The sequence below is a fragment of the Streptomyces sp. NPDC046915 genome (assembly GCF_040644935.1).
Taxonomy (GTDB): domain Bacteria; phylum Actinomycetota; class Actinomycetes; order Streptomycetales; family Streptomycetaceae; genus Streptomyces.
This window is the reverse complement of the sequence record NZ_JBEYXB010000011.1, coordinates 245142-268306: the sequence shown is the minus strand read 5'-3', so window position 1 is coordinate 268306 and position 23165 is coordinate 245142. Positions and strand designations below refer to the sequence as shown.

At 68.8% G+C, this 23165-nt stretch carries 27 protein-coding genes; 21 read left to right on the top strand and 6 right to left on the bottom strand.

Annotation, left to right across the window (positions count from 1 at the left end; translation table 11 throughout):
* Positions 1-5: 5 nt before the first annotated feature.
* The 6 genes from ABZ915_RS28345 to ABZ915_RS28320 all read right to left on the bottom strand — a co-directional run bounded on the left by ABZ915_RS28345 (position 6) and on the right by ABZ915_RS28320 (position 7422).
* A complete protein-coding gene (locus tag ABZ915_RS28345; protein ID WP_361808957.1) occupies positions 6-1214 on the bottom strand; it encodes a M48 family metalloprotease in 1209 nt (402 codons plus the stop codon).
* A 60-nt stretch (positions 1215-1274) separates the two neighbouring features.
* Positions 1275-1826, bottom strand: a complete 552-nt coding sequence (locus ABZ915_RS28340) for a Pycsar system effector family protein (RefSeq protein ID WP_361808954.1) — start codon at positions 1824-1826, stop codon at positions 1275-1277.
* Positions 1823-3385: a hypothetical protein gene (locus tag ABZ915_RS28335; protein WP_361808951.1), complete on the bottom strand. Its 1563-nt coding sequence runs from the start codon at positions 3383-3385 to the stop codon at positions 1823-1825. The genes ABZ915_RS28340 and ABZ915_RS28335 overlap by 4 nt, the downstream gene beginning before the upstream one ends.
* 56 nt (positions 3386-3441) lie before the next feature.
* Positions 3442-5631, bottom strand: a complete 2190-nt coding sequence (locus ABZ915_RS28330; RefSeq protein WP_361808948.1) for a hypothetical protein — start codon at positions 5629-5631, stop codon at positions 3442-3444.
* Positions 5628-6503: a hypothetical protein gene (locus ABZ915_RS28325; protein WP_361809112.1), complete on the bottom strand. Its 876-nt coding sequence runs from the start codon at positions 6501-6503 to the stop codon at positions 5628-5630. Before ABZ915_RS28325 ends, ABZ915_RS28330 begins: the two co-directional genes overlap by 4 nt.
* Positions 6504-6657: 154 nt before the next feature.
* Positions 6658-7422, bottom strand: a complete 765-nt coding sequence (locus tag ABZ915_RS28320; protein WP_361808945.1) for a Crp/Fnr family transcriptional regulator — start codon at positions 7420-7422, stop codon at positions 6658-6660.
* A gap of 408 nt (positions 7423-7830) precedes the next feature.
* On the opposite strand from ABZ915_RS28320, the gene rpsL reads away from it, so the two are divergent.
* The 21 genes from rpsL (at position 7831) to ABZ915_RS28215 (ending at position 22998) form a co-directional block, all read left to right on the top strand.
* Positions 7831-8202: a 30S ribosomal protein S12 gene (rpsL, locus tag ABZ915_RS28315; RefSeq protein ID WP_003948652.1), complete on the top strand. Its 372-nt coding sequence runs from the start codon at positions 7831-7833 to the stop codon at positions 8200-8202.
* Between the two features lie 2 nt (positions 8203-8204).
* Complete coding sequence (rpsG, locus tag ABZ915_RS28310) at positions 8205-8675, top strand: 30S ribosomal protein S7 (protein ID WP_005481264.1); 471 nt, start codon at positions 8205-8207, stop codon at positions 8673-8675.
* Between the two features lie 39 nt (positions 8676-8714).
* Positions 8715-10841 (top strand): elongation factor G, encoded by a 2127-nt coding sequence (gene fusA, locus ABZ915_RS28305; RefSeq protein WP_361808942.1) that lies wholly within the window; start codon positions 8715-8717, stop codon positions 10839-10841.
* 156 nt (positions 10842-10997) lie between these two features.
* On the top strand, positions 10998-12191 hold the full coding sequence (gene tuf / locus ABZ915_RS28300; RefSeq protein ID WP_361455579.1) for an elongation factor Tu: 1194 nt from the start codon (positions 10998-11000) through the stop codon (positions 12189-12191).
* A gap of 200 nt (positions 12192-12391) precedes the next feature.
* The gene (locus ABZ915_RS28295; protein WP_361808939.1) at positions 12392-15433 is read left to right on the top strand and encodes a glycosyl hydrolase 115 family protein; all 3042 of its coding nucleotides are present in this window, start codon (positions 12392-12394) and stop codon (positions 15431-15433) included.
* Positions 15434-15486: 53 nt separating this feature from the next.
* Positions 15487-15651: a hypothetical protein gene (locus ABZ915_RS28290; RefSeq protein ID WP_361808936.1), complete on the top strand. Its 165-nt coding sequence runs from the start codon at positions 15487-15489 to the stop codon at positions 15649-15651.
* A 416-nt stretch (positions 15652-16067) separates the two neighbouring features.
* Complete coding sequence (rpsJ, locus tag ABZ915_RS28285) at positions 16068-16376, top strand: 30S ribosomal protein S10 (RefSeq protein WP_003948644.1); 309 nt, start codon at positions 16068-16070, stop codon at positions 16374-16376.
* Between the two features lie 17 nt (positions 16377-16393).
* Positions 16394-17038: a 50S ribosomal protein L3 gene (gene rplC, locus ABZ915_RS28280; RefSeq protein ID WP_361808933.1), complete on the top strand. Its 645-nt coding sequence runs from the start codon at positions 16394-16396 to the stop codon at positions 17036-17038.
* 7 nt (positions 17039-17045) lie between these two features.
* Complete coding sequence (rplD, locus tag ABZ915_RS28275) at positions 17046-17702, top strand: 50S ribosomal protein L4 (protein WP_361808930.1); 657 nt, start codon at positions 17046-17048, stop codon at positions 17700-17702.
* Positions 17702-18121: a 50S ribosomal protein L23 gene (gene rplW / locus ABZ915_RS28270; RefSeq protein ID WP_132857209.1), complete on the top strand. Its 420-nt coding sequence runs from the start codon at positions 17702-17704 to the stop codon at positions 18119-18121. Before rplD ends, rplW begins: the two co-directional genes overlap by 1 nt.
* A gap of 40 nt (positions 18122-18161) precedes the next feature.
* Positions 18162-18998: a 50S ribosomal protein L2 gene (gene rplB / locus ABZ915_RS28265; RefSeq protein ID WP_018543909.1), complete on the top strand. Its 837-nt coding sequence runs from the start codon at positions 18162-18164 to the stop codon at positions 18996-18998.
* A 12-nt stretch (positions 18999-19010) separates the two neighbouring features.
* On the top strand, positions 19011-19292 hold the full coding sequence (rpsS, locus tag ABZ915_RS28260) for a 30S ribosomal protein S19 (protein WP_019888752.1): 282 nt from the start codon (positions 19011-19013) through the stop codon (positions 19290-19292).
* A gap of 42 nt (positions 19293-19334) precedes the next feature.
* Positions 19335-19682, top strand: coding sequence for a 50S ribosomal protein L22 (gene rplV, locus ABZ915_RS28255; RefSeq protein WP_003974262.1), 348 nt, complete (start codon positions 19335-19337; stop codon positions 19680-19682).
* Positions 19682-20518 (top strand): 30S ribosomal protein S3, encoded by an 837-nt coding sequence (gene rpsC, locus ABZ915_RS28250; protein WP_355936094.1) that lies wholly within the window; start codon positions 19682-19684, stop codon positions 20516-20518. The genes rplV and rpsC overlap by 1 nt, the downstream gene beginning before the upstream one ends.
* A 5-nt stretch (positions 20519-20523) precedes the next feature.
* Positions 20524-20943 (top strand): 50S ribosomal protein L16, encoded by a 420-nt coding sequence (rplP, locus tag ABZ915_RS28245; protein WP_132857211.1) that lies wholly within the window; start codon positions 20524-20526, stop codon positions 20941-20943.
* Positions 20943-21167, top strand: a complete 225-nt coding sequence (rpmC, locus tag ABZ915_RS28240; protein WP_030174543.1) for a 50S ribosomal protein L29 — start codon at positions 20943-20945, stop codon at positions 21165-21167. The genes rplP and rpmC overlap by 1 nt, the downstream gene beginning before the upstream one ends.
* Positions 21167-21454 carry a 30S ribosomal protein S17 gene (gene rpsQ / locus ABZ915_RS28235; protein WP_003992363.1) on the top strand — a complete coding sequence of 96 codons (288 nt, stop codon included), beginning with the start codon at positions 21167-21169 and terminating at the stop codon, positions 21452-21454. The genes rpmC and rpsQ overlap by 1 nt, the downstream gene beginning before the upstream one ends.
* A gap of 101 nt (positions 21455-21555) precedes the next feature.
* On the top strand, positions 21556-21924 hold the full coding sequence (gene rplN / locus ABZ915_RS28230) for a 50S ribosomal protein L14 (protein ID WP_003992364.1): 369 nt from the start codon (positions 21556-21558) through the stop codon (positions 21922-21924).
* Between the two features lie 2 nt (positions 21925-21926).
* Positions 21927-22250 (top strand): 50S ribosomal protein L24, encoded by a 324-nt coding sequence (gene rplX, locus ABZ915_RS28225; RefSeq protein ID WP_310764877.1) that lies wholly within the window; start codon positions 21927-21929, stop codon positions 22248-22250.
* Positions 22250-22807, top strand: coding sequence for a 50S ribosomal protein L5 (rplE, locus tag ABZ915_RS28220; RefSeq protein WP_361808925.1), 558 nt, complete (start codon positions 22250-22252; stop codon positions 22805-22807). Before rplX ends, rplE begins: the two co-directional genes overlap by 1 nt.
* Before the next feature lie 5 nt (positions 22808-22812).
* The gene (locus ABZ915_RS28215) at positions 22813-22998 is read left to right on the top strand and encodes a type Z 30S ribosomal protein S14 (RefSeq protein WP_003948630.1); all 186 of its coding nucleotides are present in this window, start codon (positions 22813-22815) and stop codon (positions 22996-22998) included.
* The last annotated feature ends 167 nt before the right edge of the window (positions 22999-23165 follow it).

The window sequence follows — 23165 nt, the reverse complement described above, 5'->3', positions numbered from 1 at the left end:
GGGTGTCAGCCGTACTGCTGGAGGTACGGCTGGAGATGGTGCAGCCGCGTGTGGTGGTCCGGATGCGAGGACAGCAGCTTGGCCAGGACGCTCTCCTCGACGGGGACGCCGCCGTTGAGCGCGGTGACCGCGGCCTTCTCCTGCTCCTCCTGCTGGTGCAGCTTGTGCAGTACGCCGACCAGCATGGGCGCGAAACCGAGCGCGGCCGCGTGTTCGTCGGCGCGCAGCTCGGAGCGGCGGCCGACGGCGGCGAGTGCGTAGGGCACGCCGAGGATCAGCAGCGGAAGGCCGTACAGCGTGCTGATGGTCGCCACGGCGAGGCCGCCGACGCCCAGTACGACGAAGGCGACGCCGAAGCAGCCGAAGGCCTTGGAGACGTGGAAGGCGACGGAGGAGACGGCCTTCAGGACCCGCCAGGCGATGCGGCCGGGCAGCGCGTACCAGTAGCCGAGCAGCCCGGACCAGGCGTGGCCGCCGACGTGGTGGCCCAGCTCGTGCGCCAGGACGGCGGCGAGTTCGCCGTTGGGGAGGTTGTTCATGGCGAACCGGGTGACGCCGACGATGTGGCCGGCCGCGGCGACCGCGTTCAGGGCGTCGCTGTCCTCGACCCAGAGTTCGTAGTTGCGGCCCTCGACGCCGGCGCGAGCCGTGACTTCCCGCCAGACCGGTTCGAGTTTGGCTCGTTCTTGTGGAGTGGGGTAGCGCAAACGGAGCAGACGGCGCGCGAGGGCGCTTTCCGTGGGGCGGTGGAAGACGAGTGCGCCGCTGGCGAGCCAGAGCAGGATCACGAGGAACGCGAGCTTGCCGAAGAAGACGGAGAACAGGCCGACTACGCAGAGACTGCACAGGAAGTTCGGCAGGTAGAGCAGCAGGGCACCGATCGCTGTGGCGTCCGTGTGGCGCTGCTGGCCGGCGATGTGGACGCGGCGGGCGTCGGTGCTGATGTGGTGCGGGTGGTGCGGATCCTCCGCGGCCGGCGGGGCCGGAGTCGGCGGTGCGGCCGGCGCGGCGGCGGGGGGCGTGAACGGGTACTGCGCGGGCTGCTGGTACTGGGGGGCTTGCGGGTACTGGGGCGGTATGGGGGCGGAGGACGCCGGGTACTGCGGGGCTGCCTGCGGGTACTGGGGCGCGGCCTGGGGGTACTGCGGCGGGTACGGGTGTCCGGGGTACGGCTGTCCCGGGTACTCCGACGGGGAGGGCGGCGGCTGGGTCATGGTCGTTCCTTACGTTCGTGCTTCTCGAGCGGTGTGCTGTGTGCTGTGGGGAGTGGCGGGTCAGCCGATCAGCAGGGAGGCGGGCAGCAGGACCGTGCCGGTGCAGAAGGCGATCAGGCCGGTACGGATCCACTGGTGCTTGCGTGCGGCGATACGGCTCATCTCGGCGAGCGCGGCCGTCAGCCCGGTCGTCGGGTCGCGCCGGGTGTCCGCGAGCGCCTCCTCCAGCCGGCCCATCCGGACGGCCTGCCGGATGTCGCCGAAGTACGACAGGGGGCGGCCCGGTGCCCATGTCCCGGAGCGGAATCGGGGCAGTACGGCGAGCAGCAGGGCGAAGAGCGACAGGCCGAGCGACAGGGTGCCGGCCCACCACAGCGCCGTGGCCGGGCTCGACAGCTCCGAAGGCGTCCAGTTCCGCCCGGCCAGCAGGCCGCTGAACACACCCGCGGTCATGCCCAGCGCCGCGACCAGCACGGACGCCTTGCTGTCGGCCCGCGCGACCTCGTTGCGCAACTCGTTGAGGAGCCGCTCGCACAACGGCACGAGGTCGGCCGGGGAGGGCGGATCCGGCGGCGGCACGGTCGGCGCGGGGCCGGGGGCGGGGGCGGTCATGAGCCATCGCCCTCCGGGTCCTTGCCGGGCTGGGTCGGAGCACTCCCGTATCCGGGCGGCGGCTCCCAGGCGGGCGGTGCGGGCGGTGCGGGCGGGGGAGCGGCTGCGGGGGCGGCGGCGGGCGGTTGCGGGTCCGGTGCCGGGACGGCCGGAGGGACGGCCGAAGGGACGACCGGCGGTGTGGTCGGTGGTGCGGTCGGTGGTGCCGTCGGAGGCGCGGCGTACGGGCCCGGACCGGGCGCTCCGTACCGACCGGGAACGGGCGGCATGGCGGGCGTTCCGTACGGAGCAGGGACGGGTGGCATGGCAGGCGGCATGGCAGGCGTCCCGTAGGGCCCCGGGACCGGCGGCATGCCGGGAGTGCCGTACGGCCCCGGGAAGCCGGCCGGGGCGGGTGCCCCCGGCGCCGTGTGCTGCCGCGCCCCCTCCTCGGGGGTCTGGGGGCAGGCCGGCCCCTCGCCCGGCGCCAGCGGCGGAGGCGTCTGCGGTACGCCCGGCAGGCGCTGGTTGAGGATGTCGCTGACCGTGCGCAGGGCCAGCTGCTTGGGGCCCTCCAGCTCCCAGTTCTCCGCCGCGTCACCGGCCATCAGCTGCTTCACCAGCTCCATCTGTGCCTGGATCATGCGCAGTTGGTCCTCACGCATGCTGTTCATGACGAGCCCGGAGTCCTCGGGGTGCTGGGCCAGGTGCAGCGCCCAGGCGTGCACACCGCCCTGCTGGAGGTGGTACTGGTAGAAGTTGATCTTCTCGGCCTCCAGCCGCTGCAACTCCATCTGCTGTTGCCCCGCCAGCAGCGCCTGCTGGTGCTGCCACTGCTGCTGCTGGAGGAGATAGACCTGCTGCTGCTGGCCGTACGCCATGGCCCGTTCGATCTGGAGCGCGTCCTGCTGCCGGCCCCGCTGGTCGACCGCCACGTCGATGTCCATGCCCCGCTGCGCCGCGAGGACCTGCTCGTCGGCGGAGTGCCCGATGGCCTGCTTGCGCAGCTCGTGTTCGATGTTGGCCTGGTCCCGGCGCACCCGCAGCGTCCAGGTGACCTGAAGACCGGCGGTGGCGCCGAGCGGACCGAGCAGCCGCATCCGCTCCAGCAGCTCCGCCTCCGCCGCCGCGCTGTCGGCCACGGCGAACCGGCGGGTCACCGGCCGCGCCGCCTGCTGGAGTTCGCCCAGCAGCAGCGCGGGCACGTCCCGGTGCCCGGTGGCCACGAACCGGGCCGGGTCCAGCACCTGCCAGTCCAGGTCGACCTCGGCCGTGAACTCGAGCGCGTCGTTGTCGCTGGGCAGCAGCAGGTCGGAGGTGTGCCGGTGCACACCCATGTCGACCTCGTACACGGCCGTGTAGTGGTTCGCCACGATCTCGGGCCGCGTCGGCCGCAGCGGAGGCAGGTACGCCCTGTACTCGCCCTGGGAGGTGGAGAAGACCAGGGCGTTGTCGATACGGACGTACGACTTGAGGTTGAACTCGAAGCGGGTGAGCTGGCGCACGGTCAGGACCGGGTCGACCAGTTGCGAGTGCCGGTCGGCCTGCTGCTGCCACTCGGGCTGGCGGAAGGTGGGCATGGGCGGATCTCCTGGGGCGGTCCCGCGGCCGGGCGCGGGCGTGGTGGTGACGTGGGTCAGCGGTGCGGAAGCGTGGTCAGCAGGCGGGCCGCCACCGAGGGCGGGGGCTTGCCGTCCTCGCCGGGCATGGTGCGCAGCAGATGGCTCAGCCGCTGGTGCTCGGCGGCCGTGGTGACGAGCGTGGGCAGCAGGGCGGCCAGCGCCCACTCGGTGGCGGAGGCGCGGTCGGCGATCAGCACCCACTCACGCAGCACGTCGAGCGCGGTCCGGGTGGAGCCCGGGTCGGCCAGCGCGGCCCGCCACAGGTACGGGATGTCCCGCACCGGGGCGTCCCCGGCGGTCGCCGCGCGGGCGTACCAGGCGAGGACCAGCGGGGTGCCGTAGCGCTCGTCGCCCTCCTTGCGGCGGCAGGCGCCCACGAAGCCGGCGAGGGTGAGGTCGCGGACCGCACGGTCGTCGTCGAGGTGGTCGCGCAGTTCGGCGAGGACCCGCTCGCTGGCCGGGGACAGCAGCAACAGCTCCACGGCCTCGGCGAGTTCGCGGGCCATCGACTCGTCGAGGTCACCGGGACCGTCCTCGTACAGTCGCCGTACCGCCCCGCGCAGCGCGGCCGTCGCCTGTTCCGGGCGCTCCGGGCCGATGAGTCCGTACGACCGCACGGCCACCCAGCGCAGCCGCGCGTCGTCGCCCTCGCACCAGGCGTCGAGGATGCGCGGGATGTTGGGTGTGTCGATGAGGTGGGCGAGGGTGAGCGCGTTGACCGCGACGAGCCGCTGCCGGAACCGCTTGGAGGTCGCCCAGGGCTCGATGACGAGGGCCATCGCCGAGGGCAGGTCGGTGCGGGCGAGGACGGCGACGGTGGAGGCGGCGCGGGTGCGCACCAGTGGACGTCCGTCGTCGGCGAGCCGGCGCAGCCAGTGGATGAGGGCGGGCCGGGCGGAGGGGTGGCCGGTCCACACCTCGCGCAGCAGGACGAGGGAGGACCGCTCGTCGCGAAACCTCGCCTTCTGCTGGGTCACCGGGCCCCACTCGGTGTGCTCGTCGTCCTCGAACCGCTCGGCGCGGGCGAGTTGGAGCCGCTTGCCGACGTGCGTGCCGAAGACCGGGACCTCGGGGACGTGGGAGGGGTTCTCGGTCTCCTGGAGGAAGCGGTAGAGCAGGTCGCTCAGTTCGGCGGTGAGCGCGTAGGGACCGCCGTCGAAGGCGGCCAGGGCGACGAGGAACGCCTTGTCACGCAGGTGGATCGCGCTCTCGTCCTCCTCGAACCACTCCTGGACCTGGTTCTCCAGCGAGAGCAACGAGAAGTCGGCGACGGCCCGTTCGGACGCCTCCCCGGCCGCGTACCGGCCGAGCAGCCGGGCGAAGGCGGTGACCTCGCGCAACTGGTGTCCGCGCGCCAGGAATTCGGTCACGGCCGTGAGCCCGAGCAGCTTCTCGGCGGTCACCTCGTCGGTACAGGCGCGCAGCTGCGAGGCGAGGACCTCGGCGGCGGCGGGCGGCCGCCACTCGACGGCCGCCACGTCCTCCAGTACGGCACTCGGGCCGAGGGTGACGACCAGGTAGGCGTCCCGCTCGGCGAGGCGGTCCCGGGCGGCGAGCAGGTGCGGCTCGCGCAAGGGGCGGTCGCGGCGGGTGGCGAGGTCGCACAGGACGTGGCCGCGGGCCTGGTCGTCGGCGGTGAACCGCTCGGCGAGCGCGCTCGGGTCGGTGTCGCGGAGCAGGGTGCGCACCGGGGCGGCGCCCAGGCGGTGCAGCAGCATCAGGGCGGCGGTGCGCCGGCCGGTGAAGCGGGCGCCGGACAGGACGAGCACGCGGTCGCGGCGCAGCCGTTCGAGCAGGCCGGTCATGACCTCCTCGTCGGCGACGAAGGTCCGCGCCAGGCGTTCCAGGGTGACCTGCGGCACCTCGCCGGACGCGGCGGCGGGCGCGGAGAGGCCGGGTATCGCGAAGTGGTACTCGGTCTTGCTGCCCATGATGACGTCGCCGGTGACCCGGCCGCCGCTCACGGCGTGCTGGTCACCGCCCGCCAGGCCGCCGCCGAAGCGGGACCGGTCGCCGACGTTCATGGTGCGCGGGCTGTGGTCGATCAGGTCGCGCCGGGCGGCCCAGGCGTCCTGCGGCTGGTCGCGCTCCTCGTCGGTCTCGGCGGGGCGCGGCCGCTCCTCCTCGGGGGCGGGTGAGTCACCTGCCTCCGGAGCGGTTCCGGGGGCAGGTCTGCCGCTCTCCGGCTGCTCCGGGGTGCTCAAGCGCGCTCACCCCGTTCGTTGCCGCCCAGGCTGACGTCGCCGGTGACGGTGCCGCCGCTGACGCCGTGCTGGTCGCCCGCGACCAGGCTGCCGCCGAAGGACGGCGTGCCGCCGTTGAAGTTGAAGACCGCACCCGGCGCCGGGGCTCCCCGATGTCCGTCCGGCGCCGGGCGGTCCTCGGGGGGCCCACCCTGCATGGGCACCCGTGGCGCCGGGCGGTCCCCCGATCCGCCCGGCGCCCCCCCTTCCCCCCTACCACGGTGGTCCGTCACGTTTTTCGCGTCCGCGGTCCCGGCGGCGGACGGCACCGGGCCGTGCAACCACGCCGTCAGCGGGCCGTTCTTGCTGTCCACGGTCACGCTGCGGAAGTCGGTGGCCGGGATGCCGGGGTGGTCGTGGCGTACGACGCCCTCGTACAGCGCGCTCGAGACGCACAGGGCGAAGTCGCCGGTGCGCTCGCGCAGGGCGGCCCGCAGCACGTTCGCGTCCAGCAGGCGGCAGGCGTGGTTGAGGTCGGTACCGACCCAGCCGTCGTGTTCGTCGACGGCCACCCAGCCGGTGGCCAGTACGCCGCGCAGCCGGATCTGCGCGGAGCGGGACGCCATCCGGTTGACCGTCCGCAGCTGGGCCGGCACCTCGGTGAGCAGGGCTCGCAGCAGTGCGGTCACCGGGGCGCCCGCGTCGATCAGCTCCATCACCGAGTCCCCGCGGTCGGCCCGCAGCCGGCGCGTCTCGTCGATGCCCGCGCTCTCCAGCGTGCGGTCGGTGATGTCGTAGAGCATCCGCCGCAGATAGGCCTGCTCCACATCGTCCCGGTCACTGAACCTCTCGATGTCCAGCAGCAGGATCGTCCGGATCACGGGGTCGGTCATCGTCGCCTCTCGAGGGTCGGCCGGGCAGACCAGAAGCCTGCTGGCCACAGGGGCGTCCCTGTGAGGGCGGATGACCCACTCGGAGTGTGACGGGATACACAGAAGGCGTAGTGGGGCGCGCGTGACGGGGGTGGAACGAGGGGTCTGTGCCCGTTCAGTGTTCTCTCGGTTCTCTCGGACCCGGTGGGGAAGGGATGCCCGCCGCCGGGTCCGTCGCCGCGATCCGGCGGAGGATGTCCGGGCGCATGATCAGCATGGTGCGGCGGCCGGTGGCGACGGCTTCCTTGTCGCGCAGCTCCTTCAGCAGGCGCTGCACCATCTCGCGGGAGGCGCCCACCGAACCGGCGAGTTCCTGTTTGCTCAGCGGTACGGCCAGCTCGATGCCCGACGGCGTCCGGCGGCCGTGGGTGCGGGCGAGGTCGAGGAGCAGGATCGCGAAGCGCTCCCGCACGCTCAGCGACGCGAACTCAAGCCGGCGCCGGTCGGCCGCGCGGGTGCGGTCCGCGGTGAGGCCGAGCAGCGCGAAGGAGACGGCGGGGGAGTGGCCCAGGAAGTCCCGGAAGCGCTCGCGGTCCACCGCCACCGCCCGCACCCGCTCCAGCGCGGTGACCGTCGCCGACCGGGAGCGCCCGGTCAGCGCCGCCGACTCGCCGACGACGTCACCGGGGCCGCGCAGCGCCAGCAGGGCCTCGTAGCCGTTGGCCGCCGACGCGGTCACCTTCGTCCAGCCGGTGACCAGGAACAGTACGTGCGCCGACGGCTCGTGCTGCCGGATCAGCACCGTGCGGGGGGTGAAGTCCAGGGTGCGGCCGAGGGCCAGCAGCCCCGAGCGGTCCTCGCTCTCCAGCCGGGCCAGGAACGGCACGCGGTCGTCCAGACCACCGTCGTCCGGTGAGTACGCCGGTGTCCACGTCGTCATGTTCGGCCCCCGAGAACCCGCTACGCGCAACGGACGGATCAACGTACAGAAAGCGCGCGGACGCGGAGCGTGGAAGAGCGCGAACCGGCCATTGGCGGAAGATCATTCCGGCGCCCGGGACAACTGGGGTGAATCAGATCAGGGTGGGCGGGGAACCCGGCGTGTCGAGGTGCACTCCATTTGTTTTGACCGAAGTCCTTGAGGTAGGTACGCTCAGACCTTGTGCCTGGGGTGTGCCCTGGCTCTCGTGCGTGCCTTCAAACCGCATAGCGAGCCGTCACCGGCCACCGTAATCTGCGCCCTTTTCGCCTTGCGGCGAGAGTCTGCCGGATTCGACACACCCGACCGCGTGGGTCGGCGACGTTCCAGGTTAGCTTCACCATTCGGCACACAGAAACCGGAGAAGTAGTGCCTACGATCCAGCAGCTGGTCCGTAAGGGCCGGCAGGACAAGGTCGAGAAGAACAAGACGCCCGCACTCGAGGGTTCCCCTCAGCGTCGTGGCGTCTGCACGCGTGTGTTCACGACCACCCCGAAGAAGCCGAACTCGGCCCTGCGTAAGGTCGCGCGTGTGCGTCTGACCAGCGGGATCGAGGTCACCGCTTACATTCCGGGTGAGGGACACAACCTGCAGGAGCACTCCATCGTGCTCGTGCGCGGCGGCCGTGTGAAGGACCTGCCCGGTGTTCGCTACAAGATCATCCGCGGCTCCCTTGACACCCAGGGTGTCAAGAACCGCAAGCAGGCCCGCAGCCGCTACGGCGCCAAGAAGGAGAAGTAAGAATGCCTCGTAAGGGCCCCGCCCCGAAGCGCCCGGTCATCATCGACCCGGTCTACGGTTCTCCTCTGGTGACCTCCCTCATCAACAAGGTGCTGCTGAACGGCAAGCGCTCCACCGCCGAGCGCATCGTGTACGGCGCCATGGAGGGCCTGCGCGAGAAGACCAGCAACGACCCGGTCATCACGCTGAAGCGCGCACTGGAGAACATCAAGCCGACCCTCGAGGTCAAGTCCCGCCGTGTCGGTGGTGCGACGTACCAGGTTCCGATCGAGGTCAAGCCCGGTCGCGCCAACACGCTCGCGCTGCGCTGGCTGGTCGGTTACTCCCGCGCCCGTCGCGAGAAGACCATGACCGAGCGTCTGCTCAACGAGCTTCTCGACGCCTCCAACGGCCTGGGTGCCGCTGTGAAGAAGCGCGAGGACACGCACAAGATGGCCGAGTCCAACAAGGCCTTCGCGCACTACCGCTGGTAGTCGCTACCCACATCGAGACCGAGAGAAGACTGAAGCCTTATGGCTACCACTTCACTTGACCTGGCCAAGGTCCGCAACATCGGGATCATGGCCCACATCGACGCGGGCAAGACGACCACCACCGAGCGGATCCTGTTCTACACCGGTGTGTCGTACAAGATCGGTGAGGTCCACGACGGCGCTGCCACCATGGACTGGATGGAGCAGGAGCAGGAGCGTGGCATCACGATCACCTCTGCTGCCACCACCTGCCACTGGCCGCTGGAAGACGTCGACCACACCATCAACATCATCGACACCCCGGGGCACGTCGACTTCACCGTCGAGGTGGAGCGTTCCCTGCGTGTGCTCGACGGTGCCGTGACGGTGTTCGACGGCGTCGCCGGCGTTGAGCCGCAGTCCGAGACCGTGTGGCGTCAGGCGGACCGCTACGGCGTTCCGCGTATCTGCTTCGTCAACAAGCTCGACCGCACCGGTGCCGAGTTCCACCGCTGCGTCGACATGATCAGCGACCGCCTGGGCGCGCAGCCGATCGTCATGCAGCTGCCGATCGGTGCCGAGGCCGACTTCAAGGGCGTCGTCGACCTCGTGACGATGAAGGCCCTGGTCTGGTCCGCCGAGGCCACCAAGGGTGAGATGTACGACGTCGTCGACATCCCGGACACGCACGCCGAGGCTGCCGAGGAGTACCGCGGCAAGCTGCTCGAGTCCGTGGCCGAGAACGACGAAGAGATCATGGAGCTGTACCTGGAGGGCACCGAGCCCACCGTGGAGCAGCTGTACGCCGCGATCCGTCGTATCACCATCGTGTCCGGCAAGTCCCAGGACATCACGGTCACCCCGGTGTTCTGCGGCACCGCGTTCAAGAACAAGGGCGTCCAGCCCCTGCTCGACGCGGTCGTGCGCTACCTTCCCTCTCCCCTGGACGTCGAGGCCATCGAGGGCCACGACGTCAAGGACCCGGAGACGGTCGTCAAGCGCAAGCCGTCCGAGGACGAGCCCCTCTCCGCGCTGGCGTTCAAGATCATGAGCGACCCGCACCTCGGCAAGCTCACCTTCGTCCGGGTCTACTCGGGCCGCCTGGAGTCCGGCACCTCGGTGCTGAACTCCGTCAAGGGCAAGAAGGAGCGCATCGGCAAGATCTACCGCATGCACGCGAACAAGCGTGAGGAGATCGACTCGGTGGGCGCCGGCGACATCATCGCCGTCATGGGTCTGAAGCAGACCACGACCGGTGAGACGCTGTGCGACGACAAGCAGCCGGTGATCCTGGAGTCCATGGACTTCCCGGCGCCGGTCATCCAGGTCGCCATCGAGCCCAAGTCGAAGGGCGACCAGGAGAAGCTGGGCGTCGCGATCCAGCGTCTGGCCGAGGAGGACCCCTCCTTCCAGGTGCACACCAACGAGGAGACCGGCCAGACCATCATCGGTGGTATGGGCGAGCTGCACCTCGAGGTGCTGGTCGACCGTATGCGCCGTGAGTTCAAGGTCGAGGCCAACGTCGGCAAGCCGCAGGTCGCCTACCGCGAGACGATCCGCAAGGCCGTCGAGCGCGTGGACTACACCCACAAGAAGCAGACCGGTGGTACCGGTCAGTTCGCCAAGGTGCAGATCGCGATCGAGCCCATCGAGGGCGGCGACGCCTCGTACGAGTTCGTGAACAAGGTGACCGGTGGCCGTATCCCGAAGGAGTACATCCCTTCGGTCGACGCCGGTGCGCAGGAGGCCATGCAGTTCGGCATCCTCGCCGGCTACGAGATGACGGGCGTCCGCGTCACGCTCATCGACGGTGGCTACCACGAGGTCGACTCCTCCGAGCTCGCCTTCAAGATCGCCGGTTCGCAGGCCTTCAAGGAGGCCGCGCGCAAGGCCAGCCCCGTGCTGCTCGAGCCGATGATGGCCGTCGAGGTCACCACGCCCGAGGACTACATGGGTGAGGTCATCGGCGACATCAACTCCCGCCGTGGCCAGATCCAGGCCATGGAGGAGCGGGCCGGTGCCCGCGTCGTCAAGGGCCTCGTGCCCCTGTCGGAGATGTTCGGCTACGTCGGCGACCTCCGCAGCAAGACGTCGGGTCGCGCAAGCTACTCGATGCAGTTCGACTCCTACGCCGAGGTTCCGCGGAACGTCGCCGAGGAGATCATCGCGAAGGCCAAGGGCGAGTAACGTTCAGCGTTCTCACGCTTTAGGCTTGACTCCGGAGCCTCAAGGGGCATTCAGCCGTATTCCAGGATGAATGCCCCGGGTTCCGGGACTTAACAGCAAAGATCACCTGGCGCCGATGAAGTAAGGCGTACAGAACCACTCCACAGGAGGACCCCAGTGGCGAAGGCGAAGTTCGAGCGGACTAAGCCGCACGTCAACATCGGCACCATCGGTCACATCGACCACGGTAAGACGACCCTCACGGCCGCCATTACCAAGGTGCTGCACGACGCGTACCCGGACCTGAACGAGGCCACCGCTTTCGACAACATCGACAAGGCGCCCGAGGAGCGCCAGCGCGGTATCACCATCTCCATCGCGCACGTCGAGTACCAGACCGAGGCGCGTCACTACGCCCACGTCGACTGCCCGGGTCACGCGGACTACATCAAGAACATGATCACCGGTGCCGCCCAGATGGACGGCGCGATCCTGGTGGTCGCCGCGACCGACGGCCCGATGCCGCAGACCAAGGAGCACGTGCTCCTGGCCCGCCAGGTCGGCGTTCCGTACATCGTCGTCGCCCTGAACAAGGCCGACATGGTGGACGACGAGGAGATCTTGGAGCTCGTCGAGCTCGAGGTCCGTGAGCTCCTCTCCGAGTACGAGTTCCCGGGCGACGACCTGCCGGTCGTCAAGGTCTCCGCTCTGAAGGCGCTCGAGGGCGACAAGGAGTGGACGCAGTCCGTCCTGGAGCTCATGAACGCCGTCGACACCGCGATCCCGGAGCCGGAGCGCGACGTCGACAAGCCGTTCCTGATGCCGATCGAGGACGTCTTCACGATCACCGGTCGCGGTACGGTCGTCACCGGCCGTATCGAGCGTGGTGTCCTCAAGGTCAACGAGACCGTCGACATCATCGGCATCAAGACCGAGAAGACCACCACCACGGTCACCGGCATCGAGATGTTCCGCAAGCTGCTCGACGAGGGCCAGGCCGGTGAGAACGTCGGTCTGCTGCTCCGCGGCATCAAGCGCGAGGACGTCGAGCGCGGCCAGGTCATCATCAAGCCGGGCTCGGTCACCCCGCACACCGAGTTCGAGGCGCAGGCCTACATCCTCTCCAAGGACGAGGGTGGCCGCCACACGCCGTTCTTCAACAACTACCGTCCGCAGTTCTACTTCCGTACGACGGACGTGACCGGCGTCGTGACCCTCCCCGAGGGCACCGAGATGGTCATGCCGGGTGACAACACCGAGATGAAGGTGGAGCTCATCCAGCCCGTCGCCATGGAAGAGGGCCTGAAGTTCGCCATCCGTGAGGGTGGCCGGACCGTGGGCGCCGGCCAGGTCATCAAGATCAACAAGTGATCTTGAACTGACCCGGCAGGACTCTGCCTGGTAGCTCCGAGAGGCCCGTACGACTTCGGTCGCACGGGCCTCTTGGCCTTTCCGGGGTCTGGGGTTCCGGGGCTCGAAACTATTCGGCGCGTACGACCCGTTGTCCCCTCGTGCCACTCCGGCTCAGCATTTGTCATGCCGCTGACCAAATTCGGGTGGAGGGGTGAGGCATGTCTGTCAGGCGCAGGACTGTGCTGGGGGCGGGGCTCGCTGCGATGCCGGTGCTGTCCTCGGGGGTCGCACGGGCCGGGGGCGACGACGGCCTCCGGGTGACGGATCCGGGGGCGTACATCTCCTTCACCGGCGGGGTCTTCTCCCTGGTGGGCGCCCCGGTGGTGGTCAGCGCGGAGGACCATCCCGGAGTCGTACGGGTCGCGGGCGACCTCCGCGACGACATCGAGCGGGTGACCGGCGTACGGCCGGGCTCCACCATCGGGCGGCATCCGGTGCTCCTGGGCACGATCGGCCGCAGCCCGCTGATCGACGGCTTGATCGCGGCCGGGAAGCTGGACGTCACCGGCGTGCGCGGCAAGTGGGAGACCTCGCTCCAGACGGTCGTGGACCACCCGATGCCCGGGGTGGAGCGTGCGCTTGTCATCGCGGGCAGCGACCAGCGCGGCACGGTCTTCGGCGCGTACGACGTCTCGTACGGCATCGGCGTCTCCCCCTGGCACTGGTGGGACGACGTGCCCCCGACGCCCAGGAGCGGCGTCTGGGTGCTGCCGGGCCGGTACACGCAGGGCACCCCCGCGGTGAAGTACCGCGGCTTCTTCATCAACGACGAGAACCCGGCCCTGGGCACCTGGGCGCCGGTGTACTTCGGGCCGGGCAGGGCGCCGGGCTACCCGGGCGGCTTCAACGCGGACTTCTACGCGAAGGTGTTCGAGGTCCTGCTGCGCCTGAAGGGCAACTACCTCTGGCCGGCGGTCTGGGGCAGGGCCTTCGCGGAGGACGACCCGGACAACCACCGGCGGGCCGCGGAGTTTGGCGTTGTCATGGGCACGTCTCACGAGGCGCCGATGATGCGCGGCATCGAGGAGTGGAACCGCCACGCGAGCGGCGGCAAGGACCCTTACGGCGGCACGGGGGAGTGGTCGTACCGCCGCAACGCCGAGGCGATCCAGAAGTACTGGCGCGCCGGCATCCAGCGCATGGTGGACGAGGGCTTCGAGGGCGTCGTGACCCTGGGAATGCGCGGCAACGGCGACACCAGCCTCCCCGACGGCGACGGCATCGAACTCATGCAGGAGATCATCGCGACGCAGCGCCGGATCATCGAGGAGGTGACGGGCCGGCCCGCGGCGCGGACCCCGCAGGTGTGGACGCTGTACAAGGAGGTGCAGCGGTACTGGGACCGGGGCCTGCGGGCACCGGACGACGTCACGGTCGTCCTGACCGACGACAACTGGGGCAACATCCGCAAGCACCCGGACCCGGCGGAGGCGGCGCGGACCGGCGGCTACGGCCTGTACTACCACTTCGACTACGTGGGCGCGGGCCGGAACTACAAGTGGGTCGACACGGCGAACCTGCGCAACACCTGGGACCAGCTCCACCAGGCGCACGCCTACGGCAACCACGGCCTGTGGGTGGCGAACGTAGGCGACCTGAAGGGCAACGAACTGCCGACCGAGTTCTTCCTCACCTACGCCTGGAATCCGGACCGCTGGGACCTGGACCGGCTGGGCGAGTGGGAGCGGAGGTACGCCCGCCAGAACTTCGGCGGCGCGCAGGCGGAGGCGATCGCGTCCGTACTGGCGGAGTACGGCCGGCTACAGGCCCGCCGCAAGCCGGAACTGCTCAACCGCCGGATCACGCTGGACGGCGCCGGCCAGGTGGTGAACGACGACCAGCAGACCCCGTACCACTTCGGTCACCGGGAGCTGGAACGGGTGACGCTGGAGTGGAAGGGCCTGGCGCACAAGGCGGGCCGCATAGCGCGGAGGCTGCCTGCTGGGACGCAGGACGCGTGGTTCGAGCTGGTGGGCTACGAGGTGGCGGCGACCGCGAACCTCTACGCACTGCGGCAGGCGGAGTTCCAGAACCTCCTCTACGCCAAGCAGGGCAGAGCGGCGACGAACGACCGCGCGGCGGAGGCGGAAGCGGGACTGGAGAAGGACTTCGAGCTCGCCGACCGCTTCAACTCCGAGGTGGCCGGAGGCAAATGGAGGGGCTTCCAGACCCAGCCGCACATCGACTACGGGGACGTGGACCGGTACGGCCCGAACGCGCCGTGGCAGCAGCCGGAGAAGGACAACGTGGCGCTGCCCGACGTCCTCTTCCCGGCGGTGAAACGGCTGGAGGTACCGGCCGACGCGGTCCTGGGCGTGTCGGTGGACGGCGCGGAGGACTCGGGGGAGTGGTGGCCGGGGGGTGCGTCGGGTCGGCGGGCGGTGCTGCCGGTGTTCAGCCCGTACCAGACGCGGCCACAGCAGTACGTGGAGCTCTTCAACCGGGGCCGCACCCCCTTCGACTACCGGGTGGAGACTTCGGCGCCGTGGCTGGTGGTGGACGGCCCGCGAGGGCGGGTTGCGCAGCAGGTGCGGCTGGAGGTCCGCGTGGACTGGTCGAAGGCTCCACGCGGCCGATCGGAGGCATCGCTGACGGTGACCGGCGCGGGCAGCTCGGTGACGGTCGCGTGCGTGACGGACAGCCCTTCCCGCCGACCCCTGCGCGGCTTCGTCGAGGCGGGCGGCTACGTGGCCATAGACGCGGAGCACTACGACCGCGCGCTGGGCACCTGGCGACGGCTGGAGGGGATCGGCCGCACGGGGGCGGGGATGACGCCGTGGCCGGTGACGGGGGCGAGGAGGGTGCCGGGGGGAACTTCGCCGCGGCTGGAGTACGAGGTGAGCCTGCTGTCGGGATCAGGCTCGGGTTCGGGGGAGGTGACGGTGTGGGCGTACGTGTCCCCACGGAACCCGGCATTGCCGACCGGGGGACTGCAATACGGCGTGTCCTTCGACGACGCGGACATCCAGACGGTCGACATCAACACCGGCGCCGACGACGGCCTGCTCAACGCGGTCTGGGCCCGCAACACCTCCGACAACATCAACCGCACGGCGACGAGGCACACGGTCTCCCGGCCGGGGGTCCACAGGCTCAAGTTCTGGATGGTGGACCCGACGGTGGTACTCCAGAGGCTGCTGATCGACACGGGCGGCCTGGAGCCGACGTATCTGGGCCCCCTGGAAAGCAGGCGGATCTGAGGGGGGCGCGGCCCGACCAGCCCGCCTTCTTGGCGAGGTCGTCGTCCAGCTTCTTGAACTCGCGGACCTCCAACGACCCCGCCACCATCAGCTCCCAACTCGCCGTGAAGAAGGCGAAGGGAGACGCCTGGCGCAAGGTGACGACCGTCGAGACTCCCGGGGTCGGGCCGGCTTCCCGGCCGCACGGTGAGCCGCCCCTGGCGGCGTCCCCGGTTTGACCTACATCACCTTCGGGGTAATCTCTTCGGCCCGATTGGCGGAGGACCCGCCCCATATGGCAGACTGTCGGAGTTGCTCGGTCGAGCGTTGATGCTGCGCGCCTCCCGCCGGGAGGACCGGAAGCGAGTCCCACAGTACTCGTCGCCCTAACTGCCACCACGGCAGCACTGGGGCGGACGTACGGGAATCTTCCGGGAAGTGTGAGCGCAACACCGGCCAGGCGCCCGGTGGGCCCGAGGTCCCCGGTCCGCGGTTCCGGAAGGGCCGTGTGCATTCCCGCAGGGATGTTCGAACAAGGGACATCTGTGTCGGCGGGAGCGCGACACGCCCGACCGCGTGGGTCGGAGAAACGAAGGCAGCAGAAGGAATCCACCGGGTTCCGGAGCGTAAGAAGAGACAGGACTACTGAGTAGCCATGGCGGGACAGAAGATCCGCATCCGGCTCAAGGCCTACGACCACGAGGTCATCGACTCCTCGGCGAAGAAGATCGTCGAGACGGTGACCCGCACTGGTGCGTCGGTCGCGGGCCCGGTGCCGCTGCCCACTGAGAAGAACGTGTACTGCGTCATCAAGTCGCCGCACAAGTACAAGGACTCGCGCGAGCACTTCGAGATGCGCACGCACAAGCGCCTGATCGACATTCTCGACCCCACCCCCAAGACCGTTGACTCTCTGATGCGACTCGACCTCCCGGCCGGTGTCGACATCGAGATCAAGCTCTGAGGGTCGGTGAGCTGAGAATGGCTAAGCAGATCAAGGGCATCCTGGGCGAGAAGCTCGGCATGACGCAGGTGTGGGACGAGAACAACCGCGTTGTTCCGGTCACCGTCGTCAAGGCCGGACCGAATGTCGTGACCCAGGTCCGCACGAACGACGTCGACGGCTACGAGTCCGTCCAGATCGCGTTCGGCGAGATCGACCCGCGCAAGGTGAACAAGCCCCTCAAGGGCCACTTCTCCAAGGCCGACGTCACCCCCCGTCGTCACCTCGTCGAGATCCGCACTGCGGACGCCTCCGAGTACACGCTGGGCCAGGAGATCTCCGCTGAGGTCTTCGAGGCCGGTGTGAAGGTCGACGTGACCGGCAAGAGCAAGGGCAAGGGCTTCGCCGGTGTCATGAAGCGTCACAACTTCAAGGGCCTCGGCGCCGGACACGGCACCCAGCGCAAGCACCGCTCCCCCGGTTCCATCGGTGGCTGCGCCACCCCGGGCCGTGTGTTCAAGGGCCTCCGCATGGCGGGTCGCATGGGCAACGAGCGGGTCACCACCCAGAACCTGACCGTCCACGCCGTTGACGCGGAGAAGGGTCTGCTGCTCATCAAGGGCGCGGTTCCCGGTCCGAACGGCGGCCTCGTCCTGGTCCGCACCGCGGCCAAGGGGGCCTGAGGTACCGATGAGCACTGTTGACATCCTTTCGCCTGCAGGCGAGAAGACCGGTAGCGTCGAGCTCCCCGCGGAGATCTTCGGCGTGGAGAAGATCAGCATCCCGCTGATCCACCAGGTCGTCGTCGCGCAGAACGCCGCTGCCCGCCAGGGCACGCACAAGACCAAGCGTCGCGGTGAAGTCCGTGGTGGCGGCAAGAAGCCGTACCGCCAGAAGGGCACCGGCCGCGCCCGTCAGGGTTCGACCCGCGCCCCGCAGTTCGCCGGCGGTGGCGTCGTCCACGGCCCGCAGCCGCGTGACTACTCGCAGCGGACCCCGAAGAAGATGAAGGCCGCGGCCCTGCGCCACGCCCTCACCGACCGGGCCCGCCACAACCGCATCCACGTCGTCACTGGCGTGATCGAGGGCGAGACCCCCTCCACGAAGGCCGCCAAGTCGCTGTTCGGCAAGATCTCGGAGCGCAAGAACCTGCTCCTGGTCGTCGACCGCGCCGACGAGGCCGCGTGGCTGTCCGCCCGCAACCTGCCCCAGGTCCACATCCTGGAGCCGGGCCAGCTGAACACGTACGACGTTCTCGTCTCGGACGACGTGGTCTTCACCCAGGCCGCTTTCGAGTCCTTCGTGTCTGGCCCCAAGGCCGCTGACACCGAAGGGAGCGAGGCCTGATGGCTACGCGTCACCCGAGCATTGCCTCGAAGGCCGCCAAGGCCGCCAAGGCCGCGCGTCTCGCCAAGGCGAAGCGCCACGCCACCGAGGGCAAGAACACCGTCGAGACCCCGCTGAGCAAGTCGTACACGGACCCCCGTGACGTCCTGCTCAAGCCGGTCGTCTCCGAGAAGAGCTACGCGCTCCTCGACGAGAACAAGTACACGTTCATCGTCGACCCGAACGCCAACAAGACCCAGATCAAGCAGGCCGTCCAGGCGGTCTTCTCGGTCAAGGTCACCGGGGTCAACACGATCAACCGCCAGGGCAAGCGCAAGCGCACGAAGACCGGCTTCGGTCAGCGTGCGGGCAGTAAGCGCGCGATCGTGACCCTCGCCGAGGGCGACCGTATCGACATCTTCGGCGGTCCGACCGCCTAAGGGCGGTCCGGATCGTCCGATATCGGACGAGGACTGAGAAATGGGAATCCGCAAGTACAAGCCGACTACGCCGGGCCGTCGTGGCGCCAGCGTCGCCGACTTCGTCGAGGTCACGCGGTCCACGCCGGAGAAGTCGCTGGTCCGCCCGCTGCACAGCAAGGGCGGCCGTAACAACGCCGGTCGTGTGACCGTTCGCCACCAGGGTGGCGGACACAAGCGCGCCTACCGAGTGATCGACTTCCGTCGTCACGACAAGGACGGCGTGCCGGCGAAGGTCGCGCACATCGAGTACGACCCCAACCGCACCGCGCGCATCGCGCTGCTGCACTACGCCGACGGCGAGAAGCGCTACATCCTCGCCCCGCGCAACCTCCAGCAGGGTGACCGCGTCGAGAACGGTCCCGGGGCCGACATCAAGCCGGGCAACAACCTGGCCCTCCGCAACATCCCGGTCGGTACCACGATCCACGCGATCGAGCTCCGTCCCGGTGGCGGTGCCAAGTTCGCCCGCTCCGCGGGTGCCTCCGTGCAGCTGCTCGCGAAGGAGGGCGCCTACGCCCACCTCCGTATGCCGTCCGGTGAGATCCGCCTGGTCGACGTGCGCTGCCGCGCCACCGTCGGCGAGGTCGGCAACGCCGAGCAGAGCAACATCAACTGGGGTAAGGCCGGCCGTAAGCGGTGGCTGGGCGTTCGCCCGACCGTCCGTGGTGTCGTGATGAACCCGGTTGACCACCCGCACGGTGGTGGTGAGGGCCGGACCTCCGGTGGTCGCCACCCTGTGTCCCCGTGGGGCAAGAAGGAAGGCCGTACTCGTTCGCCCAAGAAGGCGTCGAACAAGTACATCGTCCGCCGCCGCAAGACGAACAAGAAGCGCTAAGGACGGGTTGAGATGCCTCGTAGCTTGAAGAAGGGACCCTTCGTCGACGACCACCTGGTGAAGAAGGTGGACGCTCAGAACGAAGCCGGTACCAAGAACGTCATCAAGACCTGGTCCCGCCGCTCCATGATCATCCCGGCGATGCTCGGCCACACGATCGCGGTGCACAACGGCAAGACCCACATCCCGGTGTTTGTCACCGAGTCGATGGTCGGCCACAAGCTCGGCGAGTTCTCGCCGACGCGCACCTTCCGGGGTCACGTCAAGGACGACCGGAAGTCGAAGCGCCGCTAGTAGCGGGGTGGAATGACCATGACAGACACTGGAAGGACAACCATGGAAGCCAGGGCCCAGGCGCGGTACATCCGCGTCACGCCCATGAAGGCCCGCCGCGTGGTGGACCTTATCCGTGGCATGGACGCCACGGAGGCTCAGGCGGTCCTGCGTTTCGCCCCGCAGGCCGCGAGCGTGCCGGTCGGCAAGGTGCTGGACAGCGCCATCGCCAACGCCGCGCACAACTACGACCACACCGACGCCGACAGCCTCTTCATCTCCGAGGCGTACGTCGACGAGGGCCCGACCCTGAAGCGGTTCCGTCCGCGCGCCCAGGGCCGTGCCTACCGGATCCGCAAGCGGACCAGCCACATCACCGTGGTCGTCAGCAGCAAGGAAGGAACCCGGTAATGGGCCAGAAGGTAAACCCGCACGGGTTCCGGCTCGGTGTCACGACCGACTTCAAGTCGCGTTGGTACGCCGACAAGCTGTACAAGGACTACGTCAAGGAAGACGTCGCCATCCGTCGGATGATGACGTCCGGCATGGAGCGCGCCGGCATCTCCAAGGTCGAGATCGAGCGCACCCGTGACCGCGTGCGTGTGGACATCCACACCGCTCGTCCGGGCATCGTCATCGGCCGCCGTGGCGCCGAGGCCGACCGCATCCGCGGTGACCTCGAGAAGCTCACGGGCAAGCAGGTCCAGCTGAACATCCTCGAGGTCAAGAACCCCGAGACCGACGCTCAGCTGGTTGCTCAGGCCGTTGCCGAGCAGCTCTCCTCCCGCGTCTCCTTCCGTCGGGCCATGCGTAAGAGCATGCAGTCCGCCATGAAGGCCGGCGCCAAGGGCATCAAGATCCAGTGCGGTGGCCGCCTCGGTGGCGCCGAGATGTCCCGCTCGGAGTTCTACCGCGAGGGCCGTGTGCCCCTGCACACGCTCCGTGCGAACGTGGACTACGGCTTCTTCGAGGCCAAGACGACCTTCGGCCGCATCGGTGTGAAGGTCTGGATCTACAAGGGCGACGTCAAGAACATCGCCGAGGTCCGCGCCGAGAACGCTGCGGCCCGTGCGGGTAACCGCCCGGCCCGTGGTGGTGCCGACCGCCCGGCCCGTGGTGGCCGCGGTGGCGAGCGGCGCGGTCGCAAGCCGCAGCAGGCTGCCGGCGCCGAGGCCCCCAAGGCCGAGGCTCCCGCGTCCGCTCCGGCTGAGGCGCCGTCCTCTTCTACTGGCGGAACGGAGGCCTGACCGAAATGCTGATCCCCCGTAGGGTCAAGCACCGCAAGCAGCACCACCCGAAGCGCCGTGGTCAGGCCAAGGGCGGTACGACGGTTGCGTTCGGCGAGTACGGCATTCAGGCCCTCACGCCGGCGTACGTGACCAACCGCCAGATCGAGGCGGCTCGTATCGCGATGACCCGCCACATCAAGCGTGGCGGCAAGGTCTGGATCAACATCTACCCGGACCGTCCGCTGACCAAGAAGCCTGCCGAGACCCGCATGGGTTCCGGTAAGGGTTCGCCGGAGTGGTGGATCGCGAACGTTCACCCGGGTCGGGTGATGTTCGAGCTGTCCTACCCGAACGAGAAGATCGCCCGTGAGGCGCTCCTTCGTGCGGCCCACAAGCTGCCGATGAAGTGCCGGATCGTCAAGCGCGAGGCAGGTGAAGCGTGATGTCGGCCGGTACCAAGGCGTCCGAGCTGCGCGAGCTGGGCAACGAGGAGCTTCTGGGTAAGCTCCGCGAGGCCAAGGAAGAGCTGTTCAACCTCCGCTTCCAGGCGGCGACCGGTCAGCTCGAGAACCACGGTCGGCTGAAGGCCGTCCGTAAGGACATCGCGCGGATCTACACCCTGATGCGTGAGCGCGAGCTGGGCATCGAGACGGTGGAGAGCGCCTGATGAGTGAGAGCAACGTGACTGAGCAGACTGCAGAGGCCCGCGGCTTCCGCAAGACCCGTGAGGGTCTCGTCGTCAGCGACAAGATGGACAAGACCGTCGTCGTCGCCGTCGAGGACCGCGTCAAGCACGCGCTGTACGGCAAGGTCATCCGCCGTACCAACAAGCTCAAGGCGCACGACGAGCAGAACGCCGCGGGTGTCGGCGACCGCGTCCTCCTCATGGAGACCCGGCCGCTGTCCGCGACGAAGCGCTGGCGCGTCGTCGAGATCCTCGAGAAGGCCAAGTAATTTCCTGCGGGGCCAATCCCGCAGGTCAGTTCCGCCAGGCTCGGCAGGGGTCCTCGTACTGAGGCCCCTGCCGGGAACCGGCAGACGATCAGGAGATAGACGTGATCCAGCAGGAGTCGCGACTGCGCGTCGCCGACAACACTGGTGCGAAGGAGATCCTTTGCATCCGTGTGCTCGGTGGCTCCGGTCGCCGCTACGCGGGCATCGGTGACGTCATCGTCGCCACCGTCAAGGACGCGATCCCCGGCGGCAACGTGAAGAAGGGTGACGTCATCAAGGCGGTCATCGTTCGCACCGTCAAGGAGCGCCGCCGTCCGGACGGCTCGTACATCCGCTTCGACGAGAACGCCGCTGTCATTCTGAAGAACGACGGCGACCCTCGCGGCACCCGCATCTTCGGCCCGGTCGGGCGTGAGCTGCGCGAGAAGAAGTTCATGAAGATCATCTCGCTCGCGCCGGAGGTGCTGTAAGCATGAAGATCAAGAAGGGCGACCTGGTCCAGGTCATCACCGGTAAGGACAAGGGCAAGCAGGGCAAGGTCATCGCGGCCTACCCCCGCGAGGACCGTGTCCTGGTCGAGGGTGTCAACCGGGTCAAGAAGCACACCAAGGCCGGTCCGACCGCCAGCGGTTCGCAGGCCGGCGGCATCGTCACGACCGAAGCCCCGATCCACGTGAGCAACGTTCAGCTCGTCGTGGAGAAGGACGGCAACAAGGTCGTCACGCGTGTCGGCTACCGCTTCGACGACGAAGGCAACAAGATCCGCGTTGCCAAGCGGACGGGTGAGGACATCTGATGACGACCACCACCAGCCCGCGTCTGAAGCAGAAGTACCGCGAGGAGATCGCGGGCAAGCTGCGTGACGAGTTCAAGTACGAGAACGTCATGCAGATCCCCGGTCTCGTCAAGATCGTGGTCAACATGGGTGTCGGCGACGCCGCCCGTGACTCGAAGCTGATCGAGGGCGCCATCCGCGACCTCACCACGATCACCGGCCAGAAGCCGCAGGTCACCAAGGCCCGCAAGTCCATCGCGCAGTTCAAGCTGCGTGAGGGCCAGCCGATCGGTGCCCACGTCACGCTCCGTGGCGACCGCATGTGGGAGTTCCTGGACCGCACCCTGTCGCTCGCGCTGCCGCGCATCCGCGACTTCCGTGGTCTGTCCCCCAAGCAGTTCGACGGCCGTGGCAACTACACCTTCGGTCTCACGGAGCAGGTCATGTTCCACGAGATCGACCAGGACAAGATCGACCGTACCCGGGGCATGGACATCACCGTGGTCACCACGGCGACCAACGACGCTGAGGGCCGCGCGCTCCTTCGTCACCTCGGCTTCCCGTTCAAGGAGGCGTGAGCGAGATGGCGAAGAAGGCTCTGATTGCCAAGGCTGCTCGCAAGCCCAAGTTCGGTGTGCGTGGCTACACCCGCTGCCAGCGCTGCGGCCGTCCGCACTCCGTGTACCGCAAGTTCGGCCTGTGCCGCGTGTGCCTTCGTGAGATGGCTCACCGTGGCGAGCTGCCGGGCGTGACCAAGAGCTCCTGGTAGTCCCGCTAATTCGGGATTCCCAAGGCTCTCGGTAAGCAGATAGGGCGGTAGGACGCCCACCTCGCATGCCTTAGGCTTGCGGGGTTGGGCGTCTGTCGCCGCCCATACGACTTACTACGCCGTAGGTCCACCGCGCCGCACCCGTCCCGTCTCGGATCGGGGAGAGG

What these genes read in the sequence shown, in the direction of transcription:
- fusA (WP_361808942.1), top strand. Translation starts at nt 8,715, where the DNA reads ATGGCTACCACTTCACTTGACCTGGCCAAGGTCCGCAACATCGGGATC.
- rpsJ (WP_003948644.1), top strand. Translation starts at nt 16,068, where the DNA reads ATGGCGGGACAGAAGATCCGCATCCGGCTCAAGGCCTACGACCACGAG.
- rplD (WP_361808930.1), top strand. Translation starts at nt 17,046, where the DNA reads ATGAGCACTGTTGACATCCTTTCGCCTGCAGGCGAGAAGACCGGTAGC.
- ABZ915_RS28325 (WP_361809112.1), bottom strand. Translation starts at nt 6,503, where the DNA reads ATGACCGACCCCGTGATCCGGACGATCCTGCTGCTGGACATCGAGAGG.
- rpsQ (WP_003992363.1), top strand. Translation starts at nt 21,167, where the DNA reads ATGAGTGAGAGCAACGTGACTGAGCAGACTGCAGAGGCCCGCGGCTTC.
- ABZ915_RS28335 (WP_361808951.1), bottom strand. Translation starts at nt 3,385, where the DNA reads ATGCCCACCTTCCGCCAGCCCGAGTGGCAGCAGCAGGCCGACCGGCAC.
- ABZ915_RS28295 (WP_361808939.1), top strand. Translation starts at nt 12,392, where the DNA reads ATGTCTGTCAGGCGCAGGACTGTGCTGGGGGCGGGGCTCGCTGCGATG.
- ABZ915_RS28345 (WP_361808957.1), bottom strand. Translation starts at nt 1,214, where the DNA reads ATGACCCAGCCGCCGCCCTCCCCGTCGGAGTACCCGGGACAGCCGTAC.
- ABZ915_RS28215 (WP_003948630.1), top strand. Translation starts at nt 22,813, where the DNA reads ATGGCGAAGAAGGCTCTGATTGCCAAGGCTGCTCGCAAGCCCAAGTTC.
- rplV (WP_003974262.1), top strand. Translation starts at nt 19,335, where the DNA reads ATGGAAGCCAGGGCCCAGGCGCGGTACATCCGCGTCACGCCCATGAAG.
- rplB (WP_018543909.1), top strand. Translation starts at nt 18,162, where the DNA reads ATGGGAATCCGCAAGTACAAGCCGACTACGCCGGGCCGTCGTGGCGCC.
- rplW (WP_132857209.1), top strand. Translation starts at nt 17,702, where the DNA reads ATGGCTACGCGTCACCCGAGCATTGCCTCGAAGGCCGCCAAGGCCGCC.
- rplE (WP_361808925.1), top strand. Translation starts at nt 22,250, where the DNA reads ATGACGACCACCACCAGCCCGCGTCTGAAGCAGAAGTACCGCGAGGAG.
- ABZ915_RS28320 (WP_361808945.1), bottom strand. Translation starts at nt 7,422, where the DNA reads ATGACGACGTGGACACCGGCGTACTCACCGGACGACGGTGGTCTGGAC.
- rplP (WP_132857211.1), top strand. Translation starts at nt 20,524, where the DNA reads ATGCTGATCCCCCGTAGGGTCAAGCACCGCAAGCAGCACCACCCGAAG.
- rplX (WP_310764877.1), top strand. Translation starts at nt 21,927, where the DNA reads ATGAAGATCAAGAAGGGCGACCTGGTCCAGGTCATCACCGGTAAGGAC.
- rpsS (WP_019888752.1), top strand. Translation starts at nt 19,011, where the DNA reads ATGCCTCGTAGCTTGAAGAAGGGACCCTTCGTCGACGACCACCTGGTG.
- rplC (WP_361808933.1), top strand. Translation starts at nt 16,394, where the DNA reads ATGGCTAAGCAGATCAAGGGCATCCTGGGCGAGAAGCTCGGCATGACG.
- rpsG (WP_005481264.1), top strand. Translation starts at nt 8,205, where the DNA reads ATGCCTCGTAAGGGCCCCGCCCCGAAGCGCCCGGTCATCATCGACCCG.
- rpsC (WP_355936094.1), top strand. Translation starts at nt 19,682, where the DNA reads ATGGGCCAGAAGGTAAACCCGCACGGGTTCCGGCTCGGTGTCACGACC.
- rpmC (WP_030174543.1), top strand. Translation starts at nt 20,943, where the DNA reads ATGTCGGCCGGTACCAAGGCGTCCGAGCTGCGCGAGCTGGGCAACGAG.
- ABZ915_RS28340 (WP_361808954.1), bottom strand. Translation starts at nt 1,826, where the DNA reads ATGACCGCCCCCGCCCCCGGCCCCGCGCCGACCGTGCCGCCGCCGGAT.